22 protein-coding genes are annotated in these 22,924 nt (G+C 42.6%); 18 read left to right on the plus strand and 4 right to left on the minus strand.

Translation table 11 applies throughout. The features are described 5' to 3' along the window. The first annotated feature begins 11 nt into the window (after nucleotides 1-11). Nucleotides 12-590: a FumA C-terminus/TtdB family hydratase beta subunit gene (locus tag G8761_RS12445; protein WP_166027097.1), complete on the plus strand. Its 579-nt coding sequence runs from the start codon at nucleotides 12-14 to the stop codon at nucleotides 588-590. Next, nucleotides 590-1,657 carry a tartrate dehydrogenase gene (locus tag G8761_RS12450; protein WP_166027099.1) on the plus strand — a complete coding sequence of 356 codons (1,068 nt, stop codon included), beginning with the start codon at nucleotides 590-592 and terminating at the stop codon, nucleotides 1,655-1,657. The genes G8761_RS12445 and G8761_RS12450 overlap by 1 nt, the downstream gene beginning before the upstream one ends. A 396-nt stretch (nucleotides 1,658-2,053) precedes the next feature. Here the strand turns inward: G8761_RS12450 and G8761_RS12455 are convergent, their stop codons facing one another. From G8761_RS12455 to G8761_RS12465, 3 genes are read right to left on the minus strand one after another with little or no spacing between them, the layout of a single operon-like run. Further along, nucleotides 2,054-3,106: a DctP family TRAP transporter solute-binding subunit gene (locus G8761_RS12455; protein WP_166027101.1), complete on the minus strand. Its 1,053-nt coding sequence runs from the start codon at nucleotides 3,104-3,106 to the stop codon at nucleotides 2,054-2,056. Beyond that, a complete protein-coding gene (locus G8761_RS12460; protein WP_166027103.1) occupies nucleotides 3,051-4,007 on the minus strand; it encodes an NAD(P)-dependent oxidoreductase in 957 nt (318 codons plus the stop codon). The genes G8761_RS12455 and G8761_RS12460 overlap by 56 nt, the downstream gene beginning before the upstream one ends. Next, entirely contained in the window at nucleotides 4,004-4,588 is a 585-nt protein-coding gene (locus G8761_RS12465) for an amino acid synthesis family protein (RefSeq protein WP_166027105.1), read from the minus strand. The genes G8761_RS12460 and G8761_RS12465 overlap by 4 nt, the downstream gene beginning before the upstream one ends. A 232-nt stretch (nucleotides 4,589-4,820) precedes the next feature. Between G8761_RS12465 and G8761_RS12470 the strand changes: the two genes are divergently transcribed. The 16 genes from G8761_RS12470 to G8761_RS12545 all read left to right on the plus strand — a co-directional run bounded on the left by G8761_RS12470 (nucleotide 4,821) and on the right by G8761_RS12545 (nucleotide 22,623). After that, complete coding sequence (locus tag G8761_RS12470) at nucleotides 4,821-5,378, plus strand: TRAP transporter small permease (RefSeq protein WP_166027107.1); 558 nt, start codon at nucleotides 4,821-4,823, stop codon at nucleotides 5,376-5,378. Further along, nucleotides 5,375-6,643, plus strand: coding sequence for a TRAP transporter large permease (locus G8761_RS12475; RefSeq protein WP_166027109.1), 1,269 nt, complete (start codon nucleotides 5,375-5,377; stop codon nucleotides 6,641-6,643). The genes G8761_RS12470 and G8761_RS12475 overlap by 4 nt, the downstream gene beginning before the upstream one ends. 115 nt (nucleotides 6,644-6,758) lie before the next feature. Beyond that, nucleotides 6,759-7,622, plus strand: coding sequence for an HpcH/HpaI aldolase/citrate lyase family protein (locus G8761_RS12480; protein WP_166027111.1), 864 nt, complete (start codon nucleotides 6,759-6,761; stop codon nucleotides 7,620-7,622). Nucleotides 7,623-7,638: 16 nt separating this feature from the next. Further along, nucleotides 7,639-8,991, plus strand: coding sequence for an MmgE/PrpD family protein (locus G8761_RS12485; protein WP_166027113.1), 1,353 nt, complete (start codon nucleotides 7,639-7,641; stop codon nucleotides 8,989-8,991). Nucleotides 8,992-9,015: 24 nt separating this feature from the next. Next, nucleotides 9,016-10,506, plus strand: a complete 1,491-nt coding sequence (locus G8761_RS12490) for an SLC13 family permease (protein WP_243450001.1) — start codon at nucleotides 9,016-9,018, stop codon at nucleotides 10,504-10,506. A gap of 97 nt (nucleotides 10,507-10,603) precedes the next feature. Further along, complete coding sequence (locus tag G8761_RS12495) at nucleotides 10,604-11,269, plus strand: GntR family transcriptional regulator (protein ID WP_166027115.1); 666 nt, start codon at nucleotides 10,604-10,606, stop codon at nucleotides 11,267-11,269. Nucleotides 11,270-11,327: 58 nt separating this feature from the next. Next, entirely contained in the window at nucleotides 11,328-12,527 is a 1,200-nt protein-coding gene (locus G8761_RS12500) for an ATP-grasp domain-containing protein (RefSeq protein WP_166027117.1), read from the plus strand. Beyond that, on the plus strand, nucleotides 12,527-13,444 hold the full coding sequence (locus G8761_RS12505) for a succinate--CoA ligase subunit alpha (protein ID WP_166027119.1): 918 nt from the start codon (nucleotides 12,527-12,529) through the stop codon (nucleotides 13,442-13,444). Before G8761_RS12500 ends, G8761_RS12505 begins: the two co-directional genes overlap by 1 nt. Further along, nucleotides 13,441-14,787 carry an MmgE/PrpD family protein gene (locus G8761_RS12510; protein WP_166027121.1) on the plus strand — a complete coding sequence of 449 codons (1,347 nt, stop codon included), beginning with the start codon at nucleotides 13,441-13,443 and terminating at the stop codon, nucleotides 14,785-14,787. Before G8761_RS12505 ends, G8761_RS12510 begins: the two co-directional genes overlap by 4 nt. Nucleotides 14,788-15,282: 495 nt before the next feature. Continuing rightward, nucleotides 15,283-16,797 (plus strand): FAD-dependent oxidoreductase, encoded by a 1,515-nt coding sequence (locus tag G8761_RS12515; RefSeq protein ID WP_166027123.1) that lies wholly within the window; start codon nucleotides 15,283-15,285, stop codon nucleotides 16,795-16,797. Nucleotides 16,798-16,824: 27 nt separating this feature from the next. Continuing rightward, entirely contained in the window at nucleotides 16,825-17,670 is an 846-nt protein-coding gene (locus G8761_RS12520) for a fumarate hydratase (protein ID WP_166027125.1), read from the plus strand. 12 nt (nucleotides 17,671-17,682) lie between these two features. Then, complete coding sequence (locus G8761_RS12525) at nucleotides 17,683-18,276, plus strand: Fe-S-containing hydro-lyase (protein WP_207789198.1); 594 nt, start codon at nucleotides 17,683-17,685, stop codon at nucleotides 18,274-18,276. Between the two features lie 143 nt (nucleotides 18,277-18,419). Further along, nucleotides 18,420-19,352, plus strand: a complete 933-nt coding sequence (locus tag G8761_RS12530) for a hydroxymethylglutaryl-CoA lyase (RefSeq protein ID WP_166027127.1) — start codon at nucleotides 18,420-18,422, stop codon at nucleotides 19,350-19,352. A 13-nt stretch (nucleotides 19,353-19,365) separates the two neighbouring features. Further along, entirely contained in the window at nucleotides 19,366-20,166 is an 801-nt protein-coding gene (locus G8761_RS12535; RefSeq protein WP_166027129.1) for an enoyl-CoA hydratase/isomerase family protein, read from the plus strand. 21 nt (nucleotides 20,167-20,187) lie between these two features. Then, a complete protein-coding gene (locus tag G8761_RS12540) occupies nucleotides 20,188-21,357 on the plus strand; it encodes an acyl-CoA dehydrogenase family protein (RefSeq protein WP_166027131.1) in 1,170 nt (389 codons plus the stop codon). Nucleotides 21,358-21,411: 54 nt separating this feature from the next. Further along, a complete protein-coding gene (locus G8761_RS12545; protein WP_166027133.1) occupies nucleotides 21,412-22,623 on the plus strand; it encodes a CaiB/BaiF CoA transferase family protein in 1,212 nt (403 codons plus the stop codon). Nucleotides 22,624-22,673: 50 nt separating this feature from the next. On the opposite strand, the gene G8761_RS12550 is transcribed toward G8761_RS12545, so the two are convergent. After that, entirely contained in the window at nucleotides 22,674-22,886 is a 213-nt protein-coding gene (locus G8761_RS12550) for a hypothetical protein (RefSeq protein WP_166027136.1), read from the minus strand. Nucleotides 22,887-22,924 lie beyond the last annotated feature (38 nt).

Raw genomic sequence — 22,924 nt, forward strand, 5'->3', positions numbered from 1 at the left:
GAGGAGACAAGATGGCTGAATATCAACTGAAAACTCCGCTGTCAGATGAAGATATCCAAAAGCTCCAAATTGGTGACCAGGTTCTTTTAACAGGAACGATTTATATGGCAAGGGATGCGGCACATAAAAGAATGGTAGAGCTTCTCGAAGCAGGTCAGCCTTTGCCGGTGGATTTAAAAGGGGAAGTCATTTTTTATGCCGGTCCATGTCCTCCCAAGCCTGGACAAGTGATAGGGCCGGTCGCTCCAACTACAGCCTTCCGCATGGATCCGTTTGCTCCTGCCATGTATGAGTATGGAGTAAAAGGCACGATCGGGAAAGGACCAAGAAGAGATATGGTGAAGCAGGCGTGTAAGGAATTTGGCGCTATTTCCTTTGCGGCAATCGGCGGGCTTTCGACCATTCTTAGCAGAAGAGTGAAATCCCAGGAAGTTGTTGCTTACGATGACCTTGGACCAGAGGCAATTCGAAAGCTTGAAGTAGAAGATTTTCCGTTGCTGGTTGCATATGACGCACATGGACAGGATTTGTATGAACAGGAAATCGCCAAATACGAAAATTACAATTTGAATAAGGGAGTGGGTATATAATGAAGAAACTCGAAATTGCGGTTATCCCAGGAGATGGAATTGGTAAAGAAGTAGTTCCAGTAGCTACAAAGGTGCTTGATACTGTGGCTGAAATTCATGGTGGTTTAAAGTTTGAGTACACAGAGTTTCCTTGGAGCTGTGATTATTATCTTGAACATGGAAAAATGATGCCGGACAACGGGCTGGATACTTTGAAAAACTTCAATGCTATTTTTCTAGGAGCAATCGGTAATCCTGCAATTCTTCCTGATCATGTTTCTTTATGGGGACTTTTGATAAAAATTAGAAGAGACTTTGAACAGTCGATCAATATTCGTCCTGCTAAATTTTTCAAAGGTTTGAAATCTCCGCTTGTTAATCCAAATGACTTTGATTTGATTGTTGTAAGGGAAAACAGTGAGGGGGAATATAGTGAAGTAGGCGGAAGGATTCATCGTGGTGAAGATGAGGTTGCGATTCAAAATGCGATTTTTACACGCAAGGGAACAGAGCGGGCGATGCGTTACGCGTTCGATCTGGCTAAACAAAGAAGAGGTCATGTCACTTCTGCGACAAAGTCCAATGGAATTGTCCACTCTATGCCTTTCTGGGATGAGGTATTTAATGAAGTAAAGGCAGACTATACGGATATTCAGACAGCTTCTTATCATATTGATGCACTGGCAGCCTTTTTCGTAACAAGACCACAAATTTTTGATGTTATTGTGGCGAGCAATTTATTCGGTGATATTTTAACAGATATCGGCGGAGCCATCATGGGAAGCATAGGGATTGCACCTGCAGCCAATATTAACCTTAATGGAAAGTATCCATCCATGTTTGAACCTGTTCACGGCTCAGCACCGGATATTTACGGTAAAGGAATCGCCAACCCAATCGGACAGATTTGGACTGCTAAAATGATGCTTGATCACTTTGGGGAGCATGAATTAGGGCAAAAGCTGCTTGACGCGGTAGAAGACGTAACCAACGATGGAATTAAGACAGGTGATATAGGCGGATCTTCTTCTACTATCGAAGTAGGGGAAGCAATCTGCAGCCGTTTGAAGCAGGTATGTGTGTCTTAAAATACAATTTGAAGAGCCCAATCCGGTAAGCGGATTGGGCTCTTTTACGTTTCCTGGTTAGTTGATGCAAAAATTAAGTTTTATTCTACAAAAATTCAGTCCTAATCTACACAAATAGGAACGGGTTCTACAAAAATTAGTCTGCTATTAACATTGAGAGTTTTGTTCAACAAAAACCAACTTCTATTCTACAAAAAGTAAGCCCTAATCAACACAAACCGGAACTGGTTCTAAAAAATAAATCCGCGATCTACATTACCAACTGTTCTATGCACGCACCGCTGCTTTCACAACCTTTTTTCTACACGAATTCTGGTTTTATATACACGACTACGTACATCTCTACACCTCACATAAAAACCCCCTGTTCCTCGGAACAGGGGGCTTACAAATTAATTATTTATTTTTGCTTTCTGCATCTTTGATGATGTCTTTGCCGATTTTTGTAGACCATTCTTTGTAAACTGGCTCTAATGTCTTTTTGAATTCAGCAATTTGGTCATCGGAAAGTTGATTGATTTTTGTGTTTCCGCGTTCTTTTAGCTTTTTCAACGAATCTTCGTTTAATTGCTTCGCAGAATCACGGGCAACCTTTGTTCCTTCGTCTACACCTTTTTGTACGATTTCTTTTGTTTTATCATTCAGGCCGTTCCAGAACTTCGTGTTTGTTAATAATGCATAGTCAACACGTGTATGACCCATTACAGTGGTATATTTTTGAACTTCATCGAATTTCTTTGATTCGATATTACTATAAGTGTTTTCTTCGCCATCTACAGTACCTTGCTGTAAAGCAGTGTATAGCTCACCGAAAGGAATGGAAACAGATCCTGCATCTAACTTCTTGTAAATAGCTTCAAGCAGCTGTCCGCCTTGTGTACGAATCTTTAAGCCCTTTAAATCTTCAGGTTTCTTGATAGGTTTTTTGTTGTTAGTCATTTGTTTAGGCCCATTTGGCCACATTTTCAAACCAAGAACGCCGTCTTTTTCGAGTCGCTTAAAGATTTCCTGGCCTTTTTCACCATCCCAGAATGCTGTTGCTGCCGCATCGTCTTTAAATAGGAAAGGCATAGCTGGAATATTGAAGCCTGGGTCGTTACCTACAAGCTTGGACATATCAGGAATAATGAATTGAACATTATTGGCAACTAGGTTTTGGTATTCGTCTGGGTCACCGAATAATTGGCTGTTTGGATACACCTGGACTTTAATTTTTCCGCCAGATTCCTTCTCAATGTATTTTTTCATTGCCAGTGCACCCTGGTGCTTAGGTGTGTTTTCCGCTACAACGTGAGAAATCTTAATGGTCATTTCCTGAATGCCATCACCGGATTTTTTCGAATCTGCTTTTGCCGAAGTATTCGAATCTTTTGAACCGCCGCATGCTGCAAGGCTAAATACTAACAGAAGTGTCATTGCAATTACTAATAGCTTTTGAATCTTTTTCATTTGATATCCCCCTTTGAAATAGATAGCTAGTTACATATTGATAAATTTCTGTGTGATCTGCATTTTGTGCAAGAGAACGGCTGGCTTCATCAAATTTTTCAAAAATGAACTGAGGCAGTTTAGTAGCTGCTTCTGAATCTGAAAATAGGCGTGTAGCCATTTCAAGATCTTTTCTTAAAAGCTCCAGGTTAAAACCTGAATCATAGCTTTCCGTTAAGATAAAGGACGGAAACTTATATTCTGTTGATCCGCTTCTTCCTGTACTTTGATTAAATACATTAATGGCGGTGGCAGGGTCCACTTCAAAGCTTTGCAGTAATTGAACTGCTTCACAGCTGGCCAGAAGATGCGTGGCGGAAAGATAATTATTGATTGCTTTTATTAGGTGCCCGCTTCCAATTGGTCCAACATGGAAGATGTTACTTCCCATCGCCTCTAGCAAACGCTTACATTTACTAAATAAATCAGCACTGCCTCCAGCCATAATCGTAAGCGTACCAGAAATGGCTTTTTTCACTCCGCCGCTTACAGGTGCATCCATAAATTGTATATTGGATCCACCAAGTTTCAATAAGTTTTTTCTGGTTTCAGCAGGATAGGAGCTGCTCATATCAATGATGATTAAAGGATTCTCATTGGATTGATGTTCTGGGGTGTAATGTTCAATAACTTCATCAATTACCTGATTAACGATTTTGGAAGAGGGAAGCATTAATATGATGCTATCCACTTTATTAAGCCATTCAAGCATATTTCCTGTTTTGCCGCCAATGCTAACGAACTCGCTGACAGCGGTTTCATTTACATCTGTACCAAAAACCCCAAAGCCGCTATTTAACAGGTTTTTCGCCATGGGCATTCCCATTTTTCCAAGTCCAATGAAACCTACAGTTTGAATCATGAAGGAAAAACTCCTTCAAGCTCTTTATGTAAAGAGCCGATTCGCGGGTGGGCTCGTCCGCTCGTTGTCAAAACAGCTGCAATGACGATTTCATCATTACGGGGTGCGTCAGGTATTCTTGTTTCAAACGTCATATGATGGCTTCGGATTTTTGGATCCATTTTATGTTTGATGGCTAAATCAAGACTGCTGCCGGCAGCACCTCTTTTTTCAGCTGATGGAAGGAGTGTCTCCGCATCTCCGCAAAGAGAGCGAAACGGATTTCCAAAGGTTAGAGTATGAATGATAGCAGAGCCATGCTCGACTTCTCCATCCAGGCCAACAAGTGCTCCTTTACCATAACCCTCTACTTCTTGTCCAGTCACACCTAATGCTTCCAGCGCTTTTTTAGGTAAAAGTTCACCAAGCTGTTCGGAACATGCCTTAATTAATGGAAGAAGATCCTCAACATATTTGCCGGCATAAGGGTTTTTAATAACAGCTAGTGCAGCTGACACCCGGACTGGCTTATCTGCCTTTTTAAAACCTTCGATGTAAGTTTCTTCCGTAATGGTAACGATTTTTCTGATTTCTAATTCCATTTTTTACCTCCTGTATATTGGATTTTGGATACAAAATATAGCTTCGATAGACTAAACTTTAGGTGATATTACCACTATAACAAAAAATATTAATATTGTGAATACACAAAAAATATAAAAAAGATAAAATTTTCTGTTTACTTTTCCATCAAACATCTTGTATATTTAAAATTAATTCCAAGTGTATATTGGATACAATCTACAAATAAAAATAAAAAAGGAGTTGAATTTTATGAAAAAACTCTTTAAATGGCTTGATCTCATCGAAGAAGGAACATCAGGAGTGCTATTTATCGGAGGAGTAATCGTCAGTTTGTATGGGGTTTTTACGAGGTATGTTTTAAATGCACCAGAATCCTGGATCACAGAAATATTCGAGTTTATGTTAACCTGGTCTATTTTTATTGGATTTGGACTCGCACTAAAAGACAATCGTCATATTCAGGTAGAAATATTATTTGATATGCTTCCAAAAGGAGCAAAAAGAGTCGTAGCTACTATTGCTAATCTTATCGGTGGAATCTATGCATTTTATTTGGCGTATTCATCCATTGAATTGATAACGCTTTCGAAACAGCAAGGAATTAAAACGATCGACGTAGGAATTCCAATCTGGATTGCCTATCTTGTACTGCCTGTTGGAATGGGTTTACTTGGCTTTTACTTTTTTGTAAAGGCTTACAGAGCGATGAAAGGTGATCAAAGGGAGCTCGTCGGTGAGATTGAACAATTATATGAATCCATGCAGGGTGCCGATAAAAAATCAAACCAAGAAGGGGTAGGCGCATGAATCCAGTCTTAGTATTATTTCTAGTTTTTGCCGTTCTTTGTTTAATCCGGGTTCCTATTGCGGTTAGCTTAGGATTATCAAGTGTTATTGCTCTCTCAATGGCAGACTTTACTCTATATACCGTTATCCAAAAAATGTTTAACTCGCTGAATTCAGCTACCTTAATGGCGATTCCCGGCTTCGTTTTTGCTGGTATTATCATGTCAAAAGGCGGAATTTCATTCTACTTAATCGAAGCCTTAAAGTCGTGGGTAGGACATATCCGCGGAGGCTTGGCTGTTATTACCGTTCTGGCTTGTATGATTTTTGCGGCTATTTCCGGTTCAAGTCCAGCTACAGCAGCTGCAATCGGAAGTATCATGATTCCCGGAATGGTGAATGCAGGATACAGCAAAAGATACGCAATGGGTCTTGTTGCTGCATCAGGTACACTCGGAATCCTAATCCCGCCGTCTATCCCATTAATCATTTACGGAACAGTTGCAGAAGAATCAGTAGGGAAGCTATTCTCAGCTGGAATTATCCCTGGATTATTACTTGGAGGAATTCTGTTAATCTCAGCAATAATCCATGCTAGGGTAAATAATTATGGTAAATTGCCAAAAGAGCCGATGAACGTTAGATGGAAAAAGACCGCAAAAGCGATTTGGGGATTTTTGCTTCCAGTTTTTATTCTGGGAGGAATTTATACTGGTATCGCTACACCAACAGAAGCCGCGTTTGTTTCCTGCTTCTACGGAATTATCGTATCTGTCTTTATCTATAAGGAAATGTCCTTCCCTAAATTTAGAGAGGTTCTCAAAGAGTCTATTAATATCACTTCTATGATCTTCCTGGTTATCGCGTCAGCGATGATTTTCGGAATGTTCCTGACAACCGAACAGGTTCCACAGAGTTTTGCTACATGGATTGAAGCAAGTACATCAAATAAATGGATTTTTATGATTGGTGTTAACATTATGTTCTTTATCATGGGAATGTTCCTGGATTCTGTTGCGATCATATTGATTACACTTCCTATCCTGCTTCCGGTTCTTGTGATGTTTAATATCAATATTATCCATTTCGCGATTATTATGACCATCAATATGGAACTCGCCATGATCTCTCCTCCGGTAGGGCTGAACCTATTCGTTGTTAGTGGTATCACCAGGGAAAAAGTAGGGGAAGTGGTTAAAGGTGTTGTACCTTTCTTTGGGCTTATGATTCTCGCACTCGTTCTGGTTATTCTCTTCCCGCAGTTATCTTTGATGTTAACTAAATAACCAGTCGGTATGTTAAACGCAATCTGATACATACAGGGCCTGGCGCATCTATAAGAGAGGAGCAGGTCCTGTAATAATGTGTATCCAATATCCAAAAGGAAGGAGTACTAATATTATGATTCGTTCTTATCTCTTCGTACCTGCTACATCTGCCAAAATGTTTGATAAAGCCTTAGCAAGCATTGCTGATTGTGTCATTTTTGATTTAGAAGATGCCGTGGCCATTTCCGAAAAAAGAGCAGCAAGAGAACGTGCCAGGACATATCTTCAAAACACCGAGCTTCAAAAGGATGTTTTTATCAGAATAAATGATGTTACGACTAACTGGTGGCGTGAGGATTTAGAAGCTGCGATACAAGGCGGTGCCAGCGGTGTGGTTGTCCCGAAGGCAGAGAGTGCGGTCAGCATGAAAATCCTTTGTGAAGCCGCCGTTTCCTTTTTAGAAAGAAATAATAGAGTCCTGGATTCGTTTGCTGTTCTTCCATTAATTGAAACTGCCAGGGGAGTACAGTTCGCATATGAAATTGCGGCAGCACATTATTTTATTAAAAGGCTTGTATTCGGATCGATCGACTACTCTCTGGATATAGATTGCGAGCTTACTAGTGATGGAACTGAACTGGTTTATGCAAGGTCCAATATAGTAAATGCCTCCCGGGCTGCGGGAATAGGAAGTCCAGTTGATGCTGTTTACCCTGACCTAGCAAATGAAGCCGGATTATTGGACGAGGCGCAAAGGGCGAGAAAGCTTGGGTTTAAGGCGAAATTAGCGATACATCCAAAACAGCTGGAGCCTATACATACTGTTTTTACACTCAGCAAACAAGAAGTCGAGGCTGCATTGGAAATCGTGAATGCTTTTGAAAATGCCGAACAGCAGGGAATTGCCTCTATTTCCGTAGGGAATAAACTGGTTGATTATCCTGTTTATAAAAAAGCAAAAGGGTTAGTAGAGTTTGCTAGTTTGCAAGAAATATAGTATGGGAGGAAATAAGATGGTAACGAAAACCTTAGCTCAGCATATTGCAAAGACTTCATATGAACAATTTAGTGAAACTGCGATTCATGAAGCCAAACGAAGCCTATTAAACTGGCTTGGTGTTGCAATTGGCGCGGCAAACCATGAATCGATGGAGATGGTACTAAATGTCGCTAAAACGACAGCCAGCCAGCCGCAGGCCACCGTTTTAGGAAGAAATGAAAAAGTAGATATGCTTTTTGCTGCATTGTTAAATGGTATGTCTTCACATATCTATGATTTCGACGATACCTTGCTTGAGACCGTTCTTCATCCTTCTGCACCGGTATTCCCAGCCATTTTAGCTTATGCGGAAAAAGAAAAGAAAACCGGAAAGGAAGTACTCGAGGCTTTCATTATCGGCTGTGAGGTAGAGGCAAGGCTTGCACTAAGTGTGTATCCTTCCCATTATTGGAGAGGATGGCATATTACCGGCAGCGTCGGAGGAATTGGAGCAGCTGCTGCGATCAGTAAATTGATGGGCTTGGATGTGGAAAAAACGATTTATGCCCTTGGGATTGCTGCAACCGATCCTACCGGTTTACGCGAAATGTTCGGAACCATGACGAAACCATATCATCCAGGAAAAGCTGCAATGAATGGCCTTCTTGCTGCTCTTGTTGGCGGGCAGGGATTCACCAGCTCAGTAAAACCGCTTGAGGCAGAGAGGGGATTCCTTAAAGTAACCTCAGAAGAAAATAAATCGGAGCTTATCACCGAGAACTGGGGTGAAAAATGGGAGGTTGAGAAAAACAGCTATAAGCCTTTCGCCAGCGGTATTGTTACACATCCAGCAATTGATGCGATTATTACGATTCAAAAGGAACACAAGCTTCAGGTTGGAGATGTGGAATCCATTACGGTTACAGCCCATCCGCTAGTAAAAGAGCTTACTGGCAAGATTGAAATTACCACTGGACTGGAAGGTAAATTTAGCGTTTTTCACTGTGTTGCCGCCGGATTCTTTAATCTGAAAGCAGGAGTTTATGAATTCACAGATGAATACGTAAACCGTCCGGATGTGAAAGAACTTCGTCACAAAATTAATCTCGTAATAGATGAAAATATTAAAGAAGATCAGGTCAATGTAACAGTGAAGCTCGCAGATGGCAGGGAAATCACTCAATGTATTGAGCATGCAATTGGCAGTACCGACACTCCAATGACAAATGAACAATTAAAGGATAAATTTTATGATGTTACTGGGGATGTTATCAGTACACACGCGAAAAGTGCGCTGATTGATCTGGTTAACCGCTTTGACGAGCTGGAGGATCTTACAGGATTTTTCAGCCTTTGCAAACCGGCTCAGACCGCAAACAAATATTAAAGTGGCAGCCGGGGGAACCCCGGTATGACCATTTCGTATGAAAAGGAGAAGGTTATGGCTTCCTCAAATACGAGGGTAAATGTTATCCCTAAATCAAAGCCTTTACCTAAACCAGAAATCAGCAGATTGTTAACGTTATTTCTGGGAATTGTTTTGTCGGCAGGAATTTATTTGGTGCTTCCTGCAGAATACACCGAATCAGCAAGAATCATGCTCGCTCTTTTGGCGCTGAGTGTATTCTATTGGACGTTTGAACCCATCCCAATTGGGTTAACGGCCGTGATGATGCTCGTTCTAATGCTTGTATTCGGAGTAGCTGACACAGACATTGTGTATAGCGGTTTTGCCTCACCGGCGGTATTTCTGATCATAGCAGGGATGATGCTGGCTAAAGGCGTGAATGATACAACTCTTACGAAAAGAATGGCGTATCTTTTTTTATCAAAATGGGGAGGTACAGCGAAAGGGCTGCTTGCCTGCATTATGGTCCTCCCGCAGATCCAGTCCCTTTTTATACCGGCTGCCGCTGTCCGGACAACTTTGATGCTCCCAGTGGCAACGATGTCACTTGATATTATTGGCGAAAAAGCTAAAGGGAATCTGGGAAAAATGATTCTCCTCGGTGTAGCTTTCGGCGGTACGATCAGTGGTACAGCCATCATGACAGCTGCAATCGGGAACATCCTGACTGTTGAACTTTTAAAAGAGTTTTTAGGGATTAAAATTTCCTATATGCAGTGGTTCATGTACTCCTTTCCGATTTGGCTTATCCTGATCCCGGTGGCATGGTATTTGTTATTGAAATGCTTCCCATTATCAGAGGAAGAGAGCAGCTTTCCCCATGTAAAAGAAGAACTGGAAAAGAAGCTCGCTGATTTAGGTAAATTAAATAAAGATGAAAAAAAGTGTTTAATCATTTTAATGATAATCGTAGCATTGTGGTTTACGGAGCCTATACACGGTTTGAATTCGAGTATACCAGCGCTAATCGGGGCCATTTTAATGGCTATGCCGGGAATTGGCTTTACCAAGTGGGATAATCTGGTGAAGATTAACTTTGATACCGTCCTTCTGATCGGTGCCACACTCTCGCTTGGTTATGCTTTTAATAAATCGGGTGCTGCCAAGTTTGTAGGGGAAAGCCTAAGTTCCGATTGGATTCTTAATTTACTTCGTTCGCCGATTATTGCTGTTATTGTGATTTTAGTCATTACGCATATCCTTCATCTTGCAGTCGCTAACGTGTCTACGGCGGTCGTTACGCTGGTTCCTATTTTCATAGGGTTAGCATCCAAAGCGGGTGCAGATCCTGTTTTGATTTGCATGACTGCCTCATTAGCCTGTTTGCATGGATATATTCTTGTAGTAGAGTCAACTCCTAACATCATTGTGTATAGTTCAGGCCGAATACAGCAAAAGGAGTTTTTAATGCCGGGAATTTGGCTCACAATACTGATGAGCTTCGTTGTTATATTGGTAGCCCTTTCATGGTGGAATTGGCTTGGTTTGCTATAAAAAGGAAATATTCGCGCAATACAAATATTTGTATCGACAATTCACCATAGATTCTGTATTCTAAATGGTACAATAGGCTTAGAAAGGTAGTTATATTATGATTGAAAAAAATGGACTCCTTATTGAAAATAGAGATACTCTGCACTTAAAAGTCTGCAACAGGATTCGCGAGGCAATTTTACGAGGTGATTTTAAACCAGGTGAAAGGCTCAAGCAATCGGAACTGGCCGATGCAATGGGTGTAAGTCGGATGCCTATACGAGAAGCCTTTAGAAAACTGGAATCCGAAGGGCTAATCATACTCGAGCCGCATAAAGGAGCGGTTGTTAAACCGATTAATGTCAGTGATATCGAAGAAATCTATACACTCAGAGCTAATTTGGAAAAAATGGCAGTATATCAGAGTGTGGAACATTTGTCGGAAGATGATCACCGCCAGCTCACCACGTTGGTAGAACACATGGAAGCCGCGCAGGATGTCGATGAGTTTATCGAATATAATATTGAATTTCATCGTTTATTAATGAAAAACTGCAAGTGGGAGCGCCTAAATTCTTTTATCAGCACCTTATGGAATGGACTGCCTCAGCAGACACCCCATATTTTGACCGGACAAAAAGAAACATCTAATGTTGAACACAGAAGCATTTTGAATGCAGTAGTCAACAAGGATAAGGAAACAGCCGCATATCTTGTTTCCAAGCATATTTCACGAACAGGAGATAAGCTAGTAAAAAGCTTAAAAGAAGAGGCACAGAAATAATGCCCTCTTTTTTTAAAAAAAATTTTTGTATCCAATATCCAAAAAAGGTGGTGCCTAAATGGGAAGAATGCTCGAGGATTCAAGTAAGACACTGTTAAATCAAAATGGGGTACCTATCCCGAACCATGTGGTCATTTCCTCACCAGAGGAAATAACGGAGCAGCACTTACTTACTCCATGTGTTTTAAAGGCTCTCGTTCCAGTAGGGAAACGGGGAAAAGCAGGAGCAATTAAGTTTGCAGATACTGTGGAAAAAGCCAAGTCTTATGCCGGCGAACTTTTGAATATGACCGTACGAAACTACCCTGTTGAAAAGATTCTTTTAGAGGAAAAGATCGACATAGATGAAGAGTGGTATGTTTCGATTACGATTGACCGCCAAAAGCAATTGCCGGTCATCATTGCAACAACTGAAGGTGGGATAGAAGTGGAGGATCTCGTCAAAGACTCCCCGGAAAAAGTTGTGATCCGGCATGTCGATCCTTTTCTGCCATTGCAGCCTTATCAGGCAAAAGAGATCTGGAGCAGCCTCGGAGTTACTGGAAAACCACTGGTCAAGGCAACTTCAGTATTATGCAGGCTGTATGATATTTTCACAAAATATGATTGTTATATTTTAGAGATTAACCCGCTTGTCCTGACTAAAAATGAAGAGATTATGGTAGCAGCATCGGTAATGGGAATTGATGATTCTGCTCTTTACCGCCAGCCGGAGCTTGCAGGTAAAGTACAATCCGGAAGTGAACGGTCCTGGAGGCCACTGACGAAGCTGGAAAAAGAAATGGTAAAGGTCAATGATGCAGACTATCGAGGCACTGCACGGTATACGGAAATGGATGGCGGAAATCTCGGCTTTATGTGCGGAGGTGGTGGCGGAAGTCTCCTAAGCTTTGATGCACTCGTCAATTTAGGCGCAAAGCCGGCAAATTATACTGAAACCGGCGGAAATCCCCCTGAAGAAAAAGTATATGGGCTGACGAAAGGAATTTTATCGAAAGCCGGAGTGAAGGGCCTTTTTGTCTCACAAAATATTACCAATAATACGCAAATTGATGTAATGGCGAAAGGGATTGTCAGGGCGATAGAGGAGCTAAAGCTTGATCTGGATTCTTTTCCGATTGTGGTGAGGCAGGCTGGAGTCAATGACGAGGAAGGAAAGCGGATTTTCACAGACGCTGGAATTACCTATTATGGAGAAGAACGAACCATTGAAGAAGCGGCAGCCGATATGGCCAAAAGAATGGAGGTCGTAAGCTGATGGCAATTCTTATTAATGAAAATACCCGAATTGTCGTACAGGGGATTACTGGCCGGGAAGCTTCAATGGTGGTGAGCCATACCCTGGCATACGGAACCAAAATTTATGCCGGAATTACCCCTGGCAAGGGCGGCCAGTTTGTTCAGGGAATCCCTGTTTACGATACAGTTGCTGAGGCTGTTAAGAAGCATGATGTAAACGCGAGCCTAGTAATTGTCCCACCTGCATTCGCGCTGGATGCTGTGCTTGAATCGATTCATCAGGGAATCAAATTAATTGTTGTCACCACAGAAAATATTCCTCAGCTTGATGCCGTCAAAATTCTGTATGCAGCCCGGAAGGAAGGGGTAACGATTATCGGGCCCAATACGGTTGGCATGATCAATCCAAAGCATCGGATCAAAATGGGTTCCATTGGAGGCGACCGGCCTGAACGCTGTTTTGTCCCTGGCAATGTAGGTGTCATTTCCAGAAGCGGTGGCATGACTGGAGAAACGGCGTGGATGGTGAAGAGGGCAGGATTTGGAGTCACCACCAGTATCGGTATTGGCGGAGATAGTTTAATAGGAACTACAATCAAGGATTTATTGGCACTTTTTGAAAAGGATGAGGAAACAGAAGTTGTGGTTACTTTTTCTGAACCGGGTACATCCTTCGAAGAAGAGGCAGCTCAATTTTTAAAAGAAGGCGGATTTACCAAGCCTTTAATTTCGTTTGTTTCCGGGAAATTCACGGAAAACCTTCCTGAAGGAACCGTGTTTGGACATGCAGGAGCGATGATCTCAGGAGATATCGGCCGCCCTTCATTAAAGATGAAAGCGCTTAGAGAAGCGGGAGCCAATGTAGTAGATCTATATGATGACATGCTAGGTGTATTAAAAACTATTTTAGGAGAAAAGGTAGGGGATATACGATGACACTTACAAAAGCATTAGCTGAATATATTGACCAGACTCGATTTGAAGACTTGCCTGAGGCTGTTGTTGAATTCACTAAAATTTGTATCCTTGACTGGTACGGATCTGCTGTAGCTGGAAAAGATGAGCCACCTATCCAGGCAATTAAGGAATTGATAGAAGAGTGGGGCGGACATGAACAGGCAAGCCTTGTGACAGGCGGTAAATCCTCGATTGGCAACGCCATGTTAGTAAATGCTGCTTCAAGCCATATCGTCGAGCTGGATGATATTCATAAAGCTTCTATTATACATGCGGGAACCGTCGTCATTCCGGCAGCCGTTGCAGTAGCTGAAGCATACAACTTAAGCGGCAAAGATTTGATAACTGCTGTGGTTGTGGGGTATGAAGTCTGCTACCGGATTGGAGAAGCGGTATCGCCGTCGCATTATTATTTTTGGCATAATACAGCCACCTGCGGAACATTCGGGTCTGCGGCCGCTGTCGCGAAACTATTAAACTTAAATATTGAACAAACCATTTATGCGCTCGGAAATGCGGGCAGCCAGGCTGCGGGTCTTTGGGAGTTTATTGAGGACGGTGCCAACACGAAACAGCTTCATACAGCGAAAGCTGCCTACAATGGTACCCTTGCTGCTGTCCTTGCAAAAAAGAACTTCACTGGAGCAACCAGGATTTTAGAAGGCAGAAGAGGGTTCTTCGAGTCCATGTCAGAAGCAGCCGACCCTTCGAAAATTACGGAAAACCTTGGCAGGGAATTTAAGATTACCGAAAACAGCTTTAAAATACACGCCTCATGCCGCCACACACACCCTGCAATCGATTGTGTCCTCGACATCATGAACGAACACCACATTTCGTACCAAAGTATAAAAAAGATTACGGTTAATACCTATCAAACTGTACTCAATATTACGGATAATCCAAATCCAGGCACGGTATATGCCTCCAAATTCAGCAGCCAGTTCTGTGCAAGTTTAGCGGCCGTAAAAGGATCAGCCTCTCTCAGGGATTTTACAAATGAAAGCTTGAAGAATCCTGAAATCGTTGAGCTAATGGGAAAAGTTGAAGTTAAAGTGGATCCTTATTATGAAGAAGCTTATCCGGAAAAATGGGGTGCCAAAGTAGAAGTTAAGCTGGAGGACGGCCGCGTTTTTAGCAAGGCAACGGACTATCCAAAGGGCGATCCTGAAAAAACGGCCAGCAAAGAAGAATTGATTGAGAAGTTTATCGCCATGACTTCGGATAAACTGGAGAATCCTCGGGAAGAAGTTGAAGCTATTTTTAAGTTAGAGGAAATTAAAACGAGAGAATTGTTTTCTCGTAAAGTAATAGGGGGTTAATATTGAGAATTTTCTACTGGGTGATAAGGGAAGTAGCTTAGCGGTTATCGGGGCCGGGTAATCACGGAAAGATTTCGTGCATTAGCGAAAGAAATCGTGCAATACCAGAAAGAAATCGGCATTACCTGAAAGAAAACGTGCATTACCCGAAAGAAAACGTGCATTACCCGAAAGAAAACGTGCATTACCTGAAAGAAAACGTGCATTACTTGAAAGAAAACGTGCATTCCTTTCCTTAAACGGGGTACTCTCGGCCAAAAACAGGCTGGGGAGCCAGGAAAATGTCCGATCGGAGGGGTCTCTCGGCCAAAAACGGGCTAGGCAGTTAGGATAATGTTCGATAGGAGGGGTCTCTCGGCCAAAAACGTGCGGGGCAGCCAGTGAAATGTCCGAGAGCTGGGTTCCTAAGGACATATCCCAGCTGGGTGACGGGAAATGTCCTCCCAAGAGACAAAATTCTCGCTCTTTAATAATACAAACGAGGTGATGACAAAAGTGAATTATTTTTATGACGTGATCGTGATTGGCGGCGGGCAGGCTGCACTTGCTGCCGCCATTTCGGCAAAGGAAGAAGGAGCCCGGGTTGCTCTGATCACGAAAGGTAAAGCGGGGTTTGGAGGATCATCCGTAATTTCAGATGGTGTCCATTCTTCGATCTTTTCGCCGGGCGACTCTCCGGAGGCTTTTTTCAATGATATTATCTGCGGCAGCAGTTTTTTGGCTAACCGGACGTTAGCCCTGGTGCTGGCTGAGGAATGCACCGTCAGGGTCGGAGAACTTGAAACAAAATATGGGGTTGAGCTGGAACGGGAAGAGGTAATCAGCACACCGGGACATTCCTATCCGCGAAGGATATATGCAGCGAATGGACTTGGAAAAAACACGACAAAGGTTTTAAGGGAATATGCGCTTGAATTAGAGATAGAGTTTTTCGAACAATCCTCTTTGGTTGACTTAATGGTTGAGGATCAAAGGGTTAAGGGTGTTCTTGTTCAAAAGGGACAAGAATTGTTAGCGTTCTCTGCTCCCTCTGTCATTTTGGCAACAGGAGGGTTTGGAGGGCTTTATGCATCAACCGATAATCCAAAAGATGTCTCCGGTGAAGGAATTGGAATGGCGTGGCGGCATGGGGTACAGCTGGTCGACATGGAGTTTGTTCAATTTTATCCGTACCGATTGCAGCATCCTGCTAACCTGGATGTGATGACAAGGATATTTGGCAAGGGAGCGATGCTTTTAAATGCAGAGTCTGAGCGGTTTATGAAGGATTTTCCCCGAAAAGAACTGGAAACAAGGGATGTCCTGAGCTACGAAATGTTTAAGCAGGATAAAGTTTTCCTCGATTTTTCCAATGTTGACCAAAGCATCATTGAACAACATAGTCCTTACCTCTATCGGTTTGTTAAAAAGGGTTATCAGGGAGAATGGAGAATGTATCCTGTTCAGCATTATTGCATGGGCGGAATCAAGATTGATGAATGGGGCAGAACGACTTTACAGGGTTTATATGCCTGTGGTGAAGCAGCCGGAGGACTTCACGGCGCCAATAGGCTTGGTGGTGGGTCCTTAACCGAATCACTTGTTTTTGGACATCGAACCGGAAAAATGGCTGTCTTAGAAAACACACCAGTCCAAAAAACTGAAAGCCACTTAAATATGGAAAACACATTGCAGCCGGGAAAAGAGATAGAAGTCTCCCAGAGAGTAAAAGAAATCATGTGGGAGAATGTAGGAATTGAACGAACAACAAGTTCGCTTAACCAGGCGGAAAAAGAATTGGATGCACTTGCGCAAGAATTAAGCGAGGGAACCGGTGTGCTTGCACTGCAGCTGCAGGATAAAGTCAGGGCTGCATGGGCTGCCGCTTTTGCTGGTGCTGTCCGAAAAGAAAGCCGAGGAGCGCATATTATTCAGGATGTAAAAGAGGAAAAGAAGGAATGGGAAGGGAATATTGTAATTCGAAAGAAAGAAATTCAATTCACACAGGAATTCGTCAGTGAAATGTCTTAATTTTTTAAAATAAAGGGGAAGAGGGCTTTGCGAACCATTACTTATGAACAGTTAGTCAGCCAGGTGGCGAAAATGTGTCGAGAGGCCAATTTCGAGCTGGGCCAGGATGTTGTCGAAGCCTTTCAATCCGCATTGAAAAAAGAAACTTCTGAGACAGGCAAAGACATATTGGAGCAACTGATCCTAAATGCCGATATAGCCAGGTCAGAACGTGTACCCATGTGCCAGGATACCGGGGTATCCGTCTTTATAGTGGAAGTGGGCCAGGATTGCCATATTGCTGGAGGAAGTATTTATGATGCGATTAATGAAGGCGTAAAAAAAGGGTATGAAGAGGGGTACTTAAGGCATTCAATTGTTGATCATCCCATCACAAGAGAAAAGAGTAAAGGCTATAACACGCCTTCCATCATTCATATTGAGCTGGTACCGGGCGATGAACTGGTCATCCATATGTCTGCAAAAGGCGGCGGAAGTGAAAATATGAGCGCTTTAAAAATGCTGAAGCCAGCGGACGGATTGGAAGGGATTAAGGACTATATTTTAAGTATTGTGGCACAGGCTGGTCCAAATGCCTGTCCGCCATTGGTTGTCGGGGTGGGGATTGGCGGGAATTTTGAGCGCTGTGCCTATCTGGCTAAAAAGTCTTTATTTCGCCCGATCGGACATCGAAGTGATCGCCCGGAAATCTCAGAACTCGAAACAGAGTTAATGGAAAAAATTAATCAGCTGGGGATTGGCCCTCAAGGGATGGGCGGGAATACGACAGCTCTTGATGTCAAAATCGAAATCGAGCCATGCCATATCGCAGCCTTGCCTGTGGCCGTAAATTTAAACTGCCATGCCAGCAGACATAAAGAGGTACGAATATAGGAGGGAGCAACATTGCCAGCTCTTCATATAACGAATCCAATATCAGAGCAGGATTTACTGAAACTTAGGGCCGGTGATAGGGTTTTGCTAAACGGCACGATTTATACCGCCAGGGATGCAGCCCATAAAAGAATGGCTGAATCACTGCAAAAAGGGGAAGCTTTGCCCTTTGATATCGCTGGACAAACCATTTACTATGTTGGTCCCACACCCGCCAAGCCCGGGCAGGTAATAGGTTCAGCAGGGCCAACCACGAGCGGCCGAATGGATAAGTATACTCCTGCCCTCTTAGACCTGGGTTTAAAGGGGATGATTGGGAAGGGGTACCGCAGCGAGGAAGTCATTGAATCGATGAAAAAAAATCAAGCTGTTTATTTTGCTGCCATCGGAGGATCAGGTGCACTTATAGCAAAATCCATTAAATCTATGGAAGTAATGGCTTACGGGGATCTCGGTCCGGAAGCTATATATAAACTGACGATTAAGGATTTCCCGGCCGTTGTTATTATAGATAGTGAGGGAAATGATTGGTACAAAATCGGTAAACAGCAATTCCAAGAGCAGACAAGGAATGTAGAGAAATTTTCCAGCAGGATCTCAGAATAGAGGTCTTGCTGGTTGTATTAAATACTGAATATATATTAATTTATGAATTTTCTAAAAAAATATTTGTAATTGTATTTTGGATACAGTATCCTATTTATAGGCGGTATCATTTTTCAGCACATTGATGGAGGAATCAAATTAGGATGAAATTAGCTGATCATGTCACGATATACGAAGTAGGCTTGCGGGATGGACTACAGTTAGAGTCAAAAATATTATCAGTTGACGAGAAATTAGAGCTGTTTTATTTATTGCAAATGGCGAATGTTTCAGAGCTTGAGTTTGGATCCTTTGTACACCCAAAGCTGGTTCCGCAAATGGCAAATACAGCCGAGTTTTATCATCATGTAAAAGAATTTCCGGAAATAGAGCTGGTCGCGCTTATACCCAATTTAAAGGGACTGGAGCTGGCAAAGCAAAACGGAGTCAGGTCTGTAAATTATGTTTTTTCGGCGAGTAATACACATAACCAACAAAATGTTCGGCAAACCACTGAACAATCATTGGAAAACTTCAGCAATTTATCTCAGTTTGCATCAGATAACGATATAGCTCTTAATGTTACAGTTGCTACCTCTTTTGGCTGTCCTTTTGAAGGATCTGTCCTACCACAGCGAATCATGAACATCATCGAAAAACTTCTATTACATAACATCAAAAGAATCACTCTTGCGGACACAACAGGCATGGCAAATCCGAAACAAGTTTATCAATTAACAAAACAGGTTGTAAATGAGTTCAGGGATTTTGAATTTGGCTGCCATTTTCATAATACCCGGGGAATGGGCCTTGCAAATATAGTCGCCGGATTAGAGGCAGGGATTACGATTTTTGATGCTTCGCTTGGAGGCATCGGAGGCTGTCCATTTGCGCCAGGAGCAACAGGCAATGTTTGCACAGAAGATGTAGTCCACATGTTAGAGGAAATGGGAGTCCGTACCTCTATAAATCTTGATCAATTAATTCATGCATCCAACAGGCTGGAGGAGCTGCTGGGACACGAATTGCCTGGCCAGGTGGCTAAAGCAGGGAAAAGCTCCCGCTTGTATCCAGTACCAAATAAAGTAACAAGTTAAGGAGATGAAAATAATGTTGGTGAAAACCTACGAAACTATTAAATTAACAAGGGCTGAGGGGAATCAGGGGATTGCAGTTTTAACCTTAAACCGCCCGGAATCGATGAACGCACTGAATACCAAAATGGCTGTAGAGCTTATCGAGGCTCTGGACGAGTTGAAATACGAGGATAATGTCCATGTTTTAATCCTAACAGGTGCCGGATCAAGAAGCTTTTGTGTCGGAGCAGATTTAAAAGAGCGTAATGGTATGTCCCAGAAAGATTGGAAAAGGCAGCATGATTATTTTGAGAAAGTAACTGAAAGCATCCGTGAATTCCCATACCCCGTTATTGGAGCTATCAATGGCTATGCACTTGGAGGAGGACTTGAAATAGCGCTAAGCTGTGACATAAGAACAGCGACAGAGCAGGCAGGATTAGGGCTGCCAGAGGCGAAGCTAGGTTTAATTCCTGGCATCGGAGGCACTCAGCTGCTTCCACGAATTCTTCCGGTTGGAATAGCAAAAGAAGTTCTTTTTACAGGAAAACGCCTTACAGCAGATGAGGGAAAACAATGGGGACTAATCAATCATGTTTATGATGGGGCAAGCCTATTAGAAGAAACGTTGAAACTGGCTGAAAGTATCGCTAGTAATGCGCCTCTATCTTTAAAAGCGTTAAAGAAAGCAGTTAATAAAGGAACGGAAACAGATTTAGCAACAGGACTTGTTTTAGAATTGGAAGCCTATTATAAATGTGCAAATTCAGAAGATCGTCTGGAAGGTATTTATGCCTTTAATGAAAAACGCAGTCCAGAATGGAAGGGCAAATAATATATTTAGGAGGTTTTTATAATGGTAACTACAAAAACGACTGAAAACACTGAACATGAAATGATCCGAAAAAGCGTTAGAGCTTTATGTGAGCGCTTTCCCGAGGAGTATTGGAGAGAACTGGATGAAAAAGCGGCTTATCCAACGGCCTTCGTCCAGGCTTTGACCGAAGAGGGATGGCTTTCCGTTCTAATTCCGGAAGAGTATGGCGGAGCAGGTCTTGGCATGAAGGAAGCAAGTATCATTTTAGAGGAAATTAATCGTTCCGGCGGCAACGCGGGAGCCTGCCACGCCCAAATGTATACAATGGGGGCCCTGCTGAGATATGGAAATGAAGACCAGAAGCAGAGATACCTTCCGAAAATCGCTAGCGGCGAACTTCGCCTCCAGGCTTTTGGAATTACCGAACCTACTGCCGGAAGTGATACCACCAGCATTCAAACCTATGCAGAAAGGGTCGGGGATAAATATGTGGTTCATGGCCAGAAAATTTGGACCTCAAGGGCCGAGCATTCCGATTTAATGATGCTTTTAGCAAGAACCACTCCAAAGGATCAGGTTGCCAAGAAAACCGACGGACTAAGCCTTTTCATTTTAGATATGAAGGAACAAGCTTCAAAAATTGATATTCGTCCAATTGATACCATGATTAACCACGCAACTACAGAAGTATTTTTTGAAGGGGCAGAAATTCCCGCTGAGAATTTAATTGGCGAGGAAGGAAAGGGTTTCCGTTATGTGTTAGGCGGTATGAATGCAGAGCGGATTTTGATCGCATCTGAATCAATTGGGGATGGCATGTACTTCGTTGATAAATCCGTTCAGTATGCAAATGAGCGAGTGGTTTTTGGAAGATCAATCGGCCAAAATCAGGGTGTTCAATTCCCGATTTCCCGCGCCTATATGGATATTCAAGCAGCTAAATTGATGAGAGATAAAGCTGCAGAGATGTTTGATGCAGGGATGGACTGCGGGGCTGAAGCAAACATGTCAAAATATCTTGCTTCTGAAGCAACATGGCGTGCAGCCAATGCCGCGATGGACACCTACGGCGGATACGGTTTTGCCAAAGAGTACAATATCGAAAGAAAGTTTAGAGAAGCCCGTTTGTTTATCGTAGCACCAATCACGAATAACCTGGTGGTAAGTTATGTAGGACAGCACGTACTTGGTTTACCACGTTCATTCTAATATGAATAGGACCTTTTTCAAAGAGGTCCTTTCTTTTAAAAAAGGAGGAGCAGCATGACTGGGCCATTAAGCGGAATTAGAGTAGTGGATGTAACAACCAATATTTCCGGACCAAGTTTAACCATGATACTAGGCGATCTTGGTGCTGAGATTATAAAAATTGAAAGACCGGACATTGGTGATGATTCAAGGGGGATGGGTCCCTTCTGGGAAGGCGACGGCGTTTATTTCCTTCATATTAATAGGAATAAACAATCAATCGTTGTTGATTTGAAAAAAGAGAGCGGACGTAACATTGTTTATGACCTTGTCAAAACGGCGGATGTGTTTGTTGAAAACTTTCGGTTTAAAAAAGCTGAGCAAATGGGACTGGGTTATGAAAAATTGAAAAGAATTAATCCTTCCCTTGTTTATTGTTCCTTGTCGGCATATGGACAGGAGGGACCTCTTCGTGACAGGCCTGGCTATGATGCGATTGCGCAGGCAGATTCTGGTATTATCGGGATTAATGGAGCAGAGGGAGCTGAGATTGCTCGAGTTCCAGTATCCGTCCTTGATCAGGGAAGTGCTATGTGGGGAGCAATCGGCGTCATATCCGCTCTTTTCCACAAGCAAAAAACAGGGGAAGGCCAGCTTGTGACAACTTCCCTGTACGAAACGGGTGTTTTCTGGGTGGGTTATCATATGTTATCCTGGCTTGCTACTGGAGAAGAGCCGAAGAAGAACGGCGCCGGCCATACAGCGTTCGCGCCATATGGGTCCTTTCAGGCAAGCGATGCACCTGTCATCATTGGGATTTCAAATAATTCGTTATTTAAGCGATTATGCAAGGTGCTTGGAAAGGAAGAGTGGACAGAGGATCCACGTTATCAAAATAACCCTGAACGTGTGGAGAATCGGGAAACCTTACGAGTCGCGATTGAAAACATTCTTCAAGCCAAAACAGCAGATGAATGGGTAGAGCTATTAGCAGTAGCGGGAGTCCCAAGCTCAAAGGTGAAGAAGATCTCAGAAGTGGTACAGGATGAGCAGGCAGAAGCTATCAGGATGTGGACTGGTATAAATCATTCTAATATTGAAAACTTCAAGCTGCCGAGGCTCCCTTTTGAGCTGAGCACATCGCCAGTTTCCATTCATCATGCTCCGCCGAAACTGGGAGAGAATTCGAAAGAGATATTAGAAAAGCTTGGCTACACTGAAGATGAAGTGGAACAGTTTTTAAAGGATGGAACCATACAAATGGTGAAAGAGGCTAAGCCGATTTAATAGGTCTTAGCCTTTTTCTTTATATAAACATCGTGCCTGCGATAAAAATGCTAAAGAGGGTGCTGAAAATAGTGGTCATGGCAGCAAAGAATACTAAAATAGCCCCGTGAATTTGGCTTCTTTCTAAAAAAGTCATCAATCCCAGCGAGGAACAGCCATCCAAAAGCTGCGTAAATCAATCCTTTTTTCGAGCTTGAATATGGTTCCTCCATTCTAAAAATAGCTTCTCGACAGTTTTCGCAAACATTTTGTAATAGATTCAATTTAACCTCCTTCCTTTTTGGGTGTTTGTGTGATGCCG

It is taken from the genome of Neobacillus terrae (assembly GCF_011393025.1).
In the GTDB taxonomy this organism is placed as follows: domain Bacteria; phylum Bacillota; class Bacilli; order Bacillales; family Cytobacillaceae; genus Neobacillus_A; species Neobacillus_A terrae.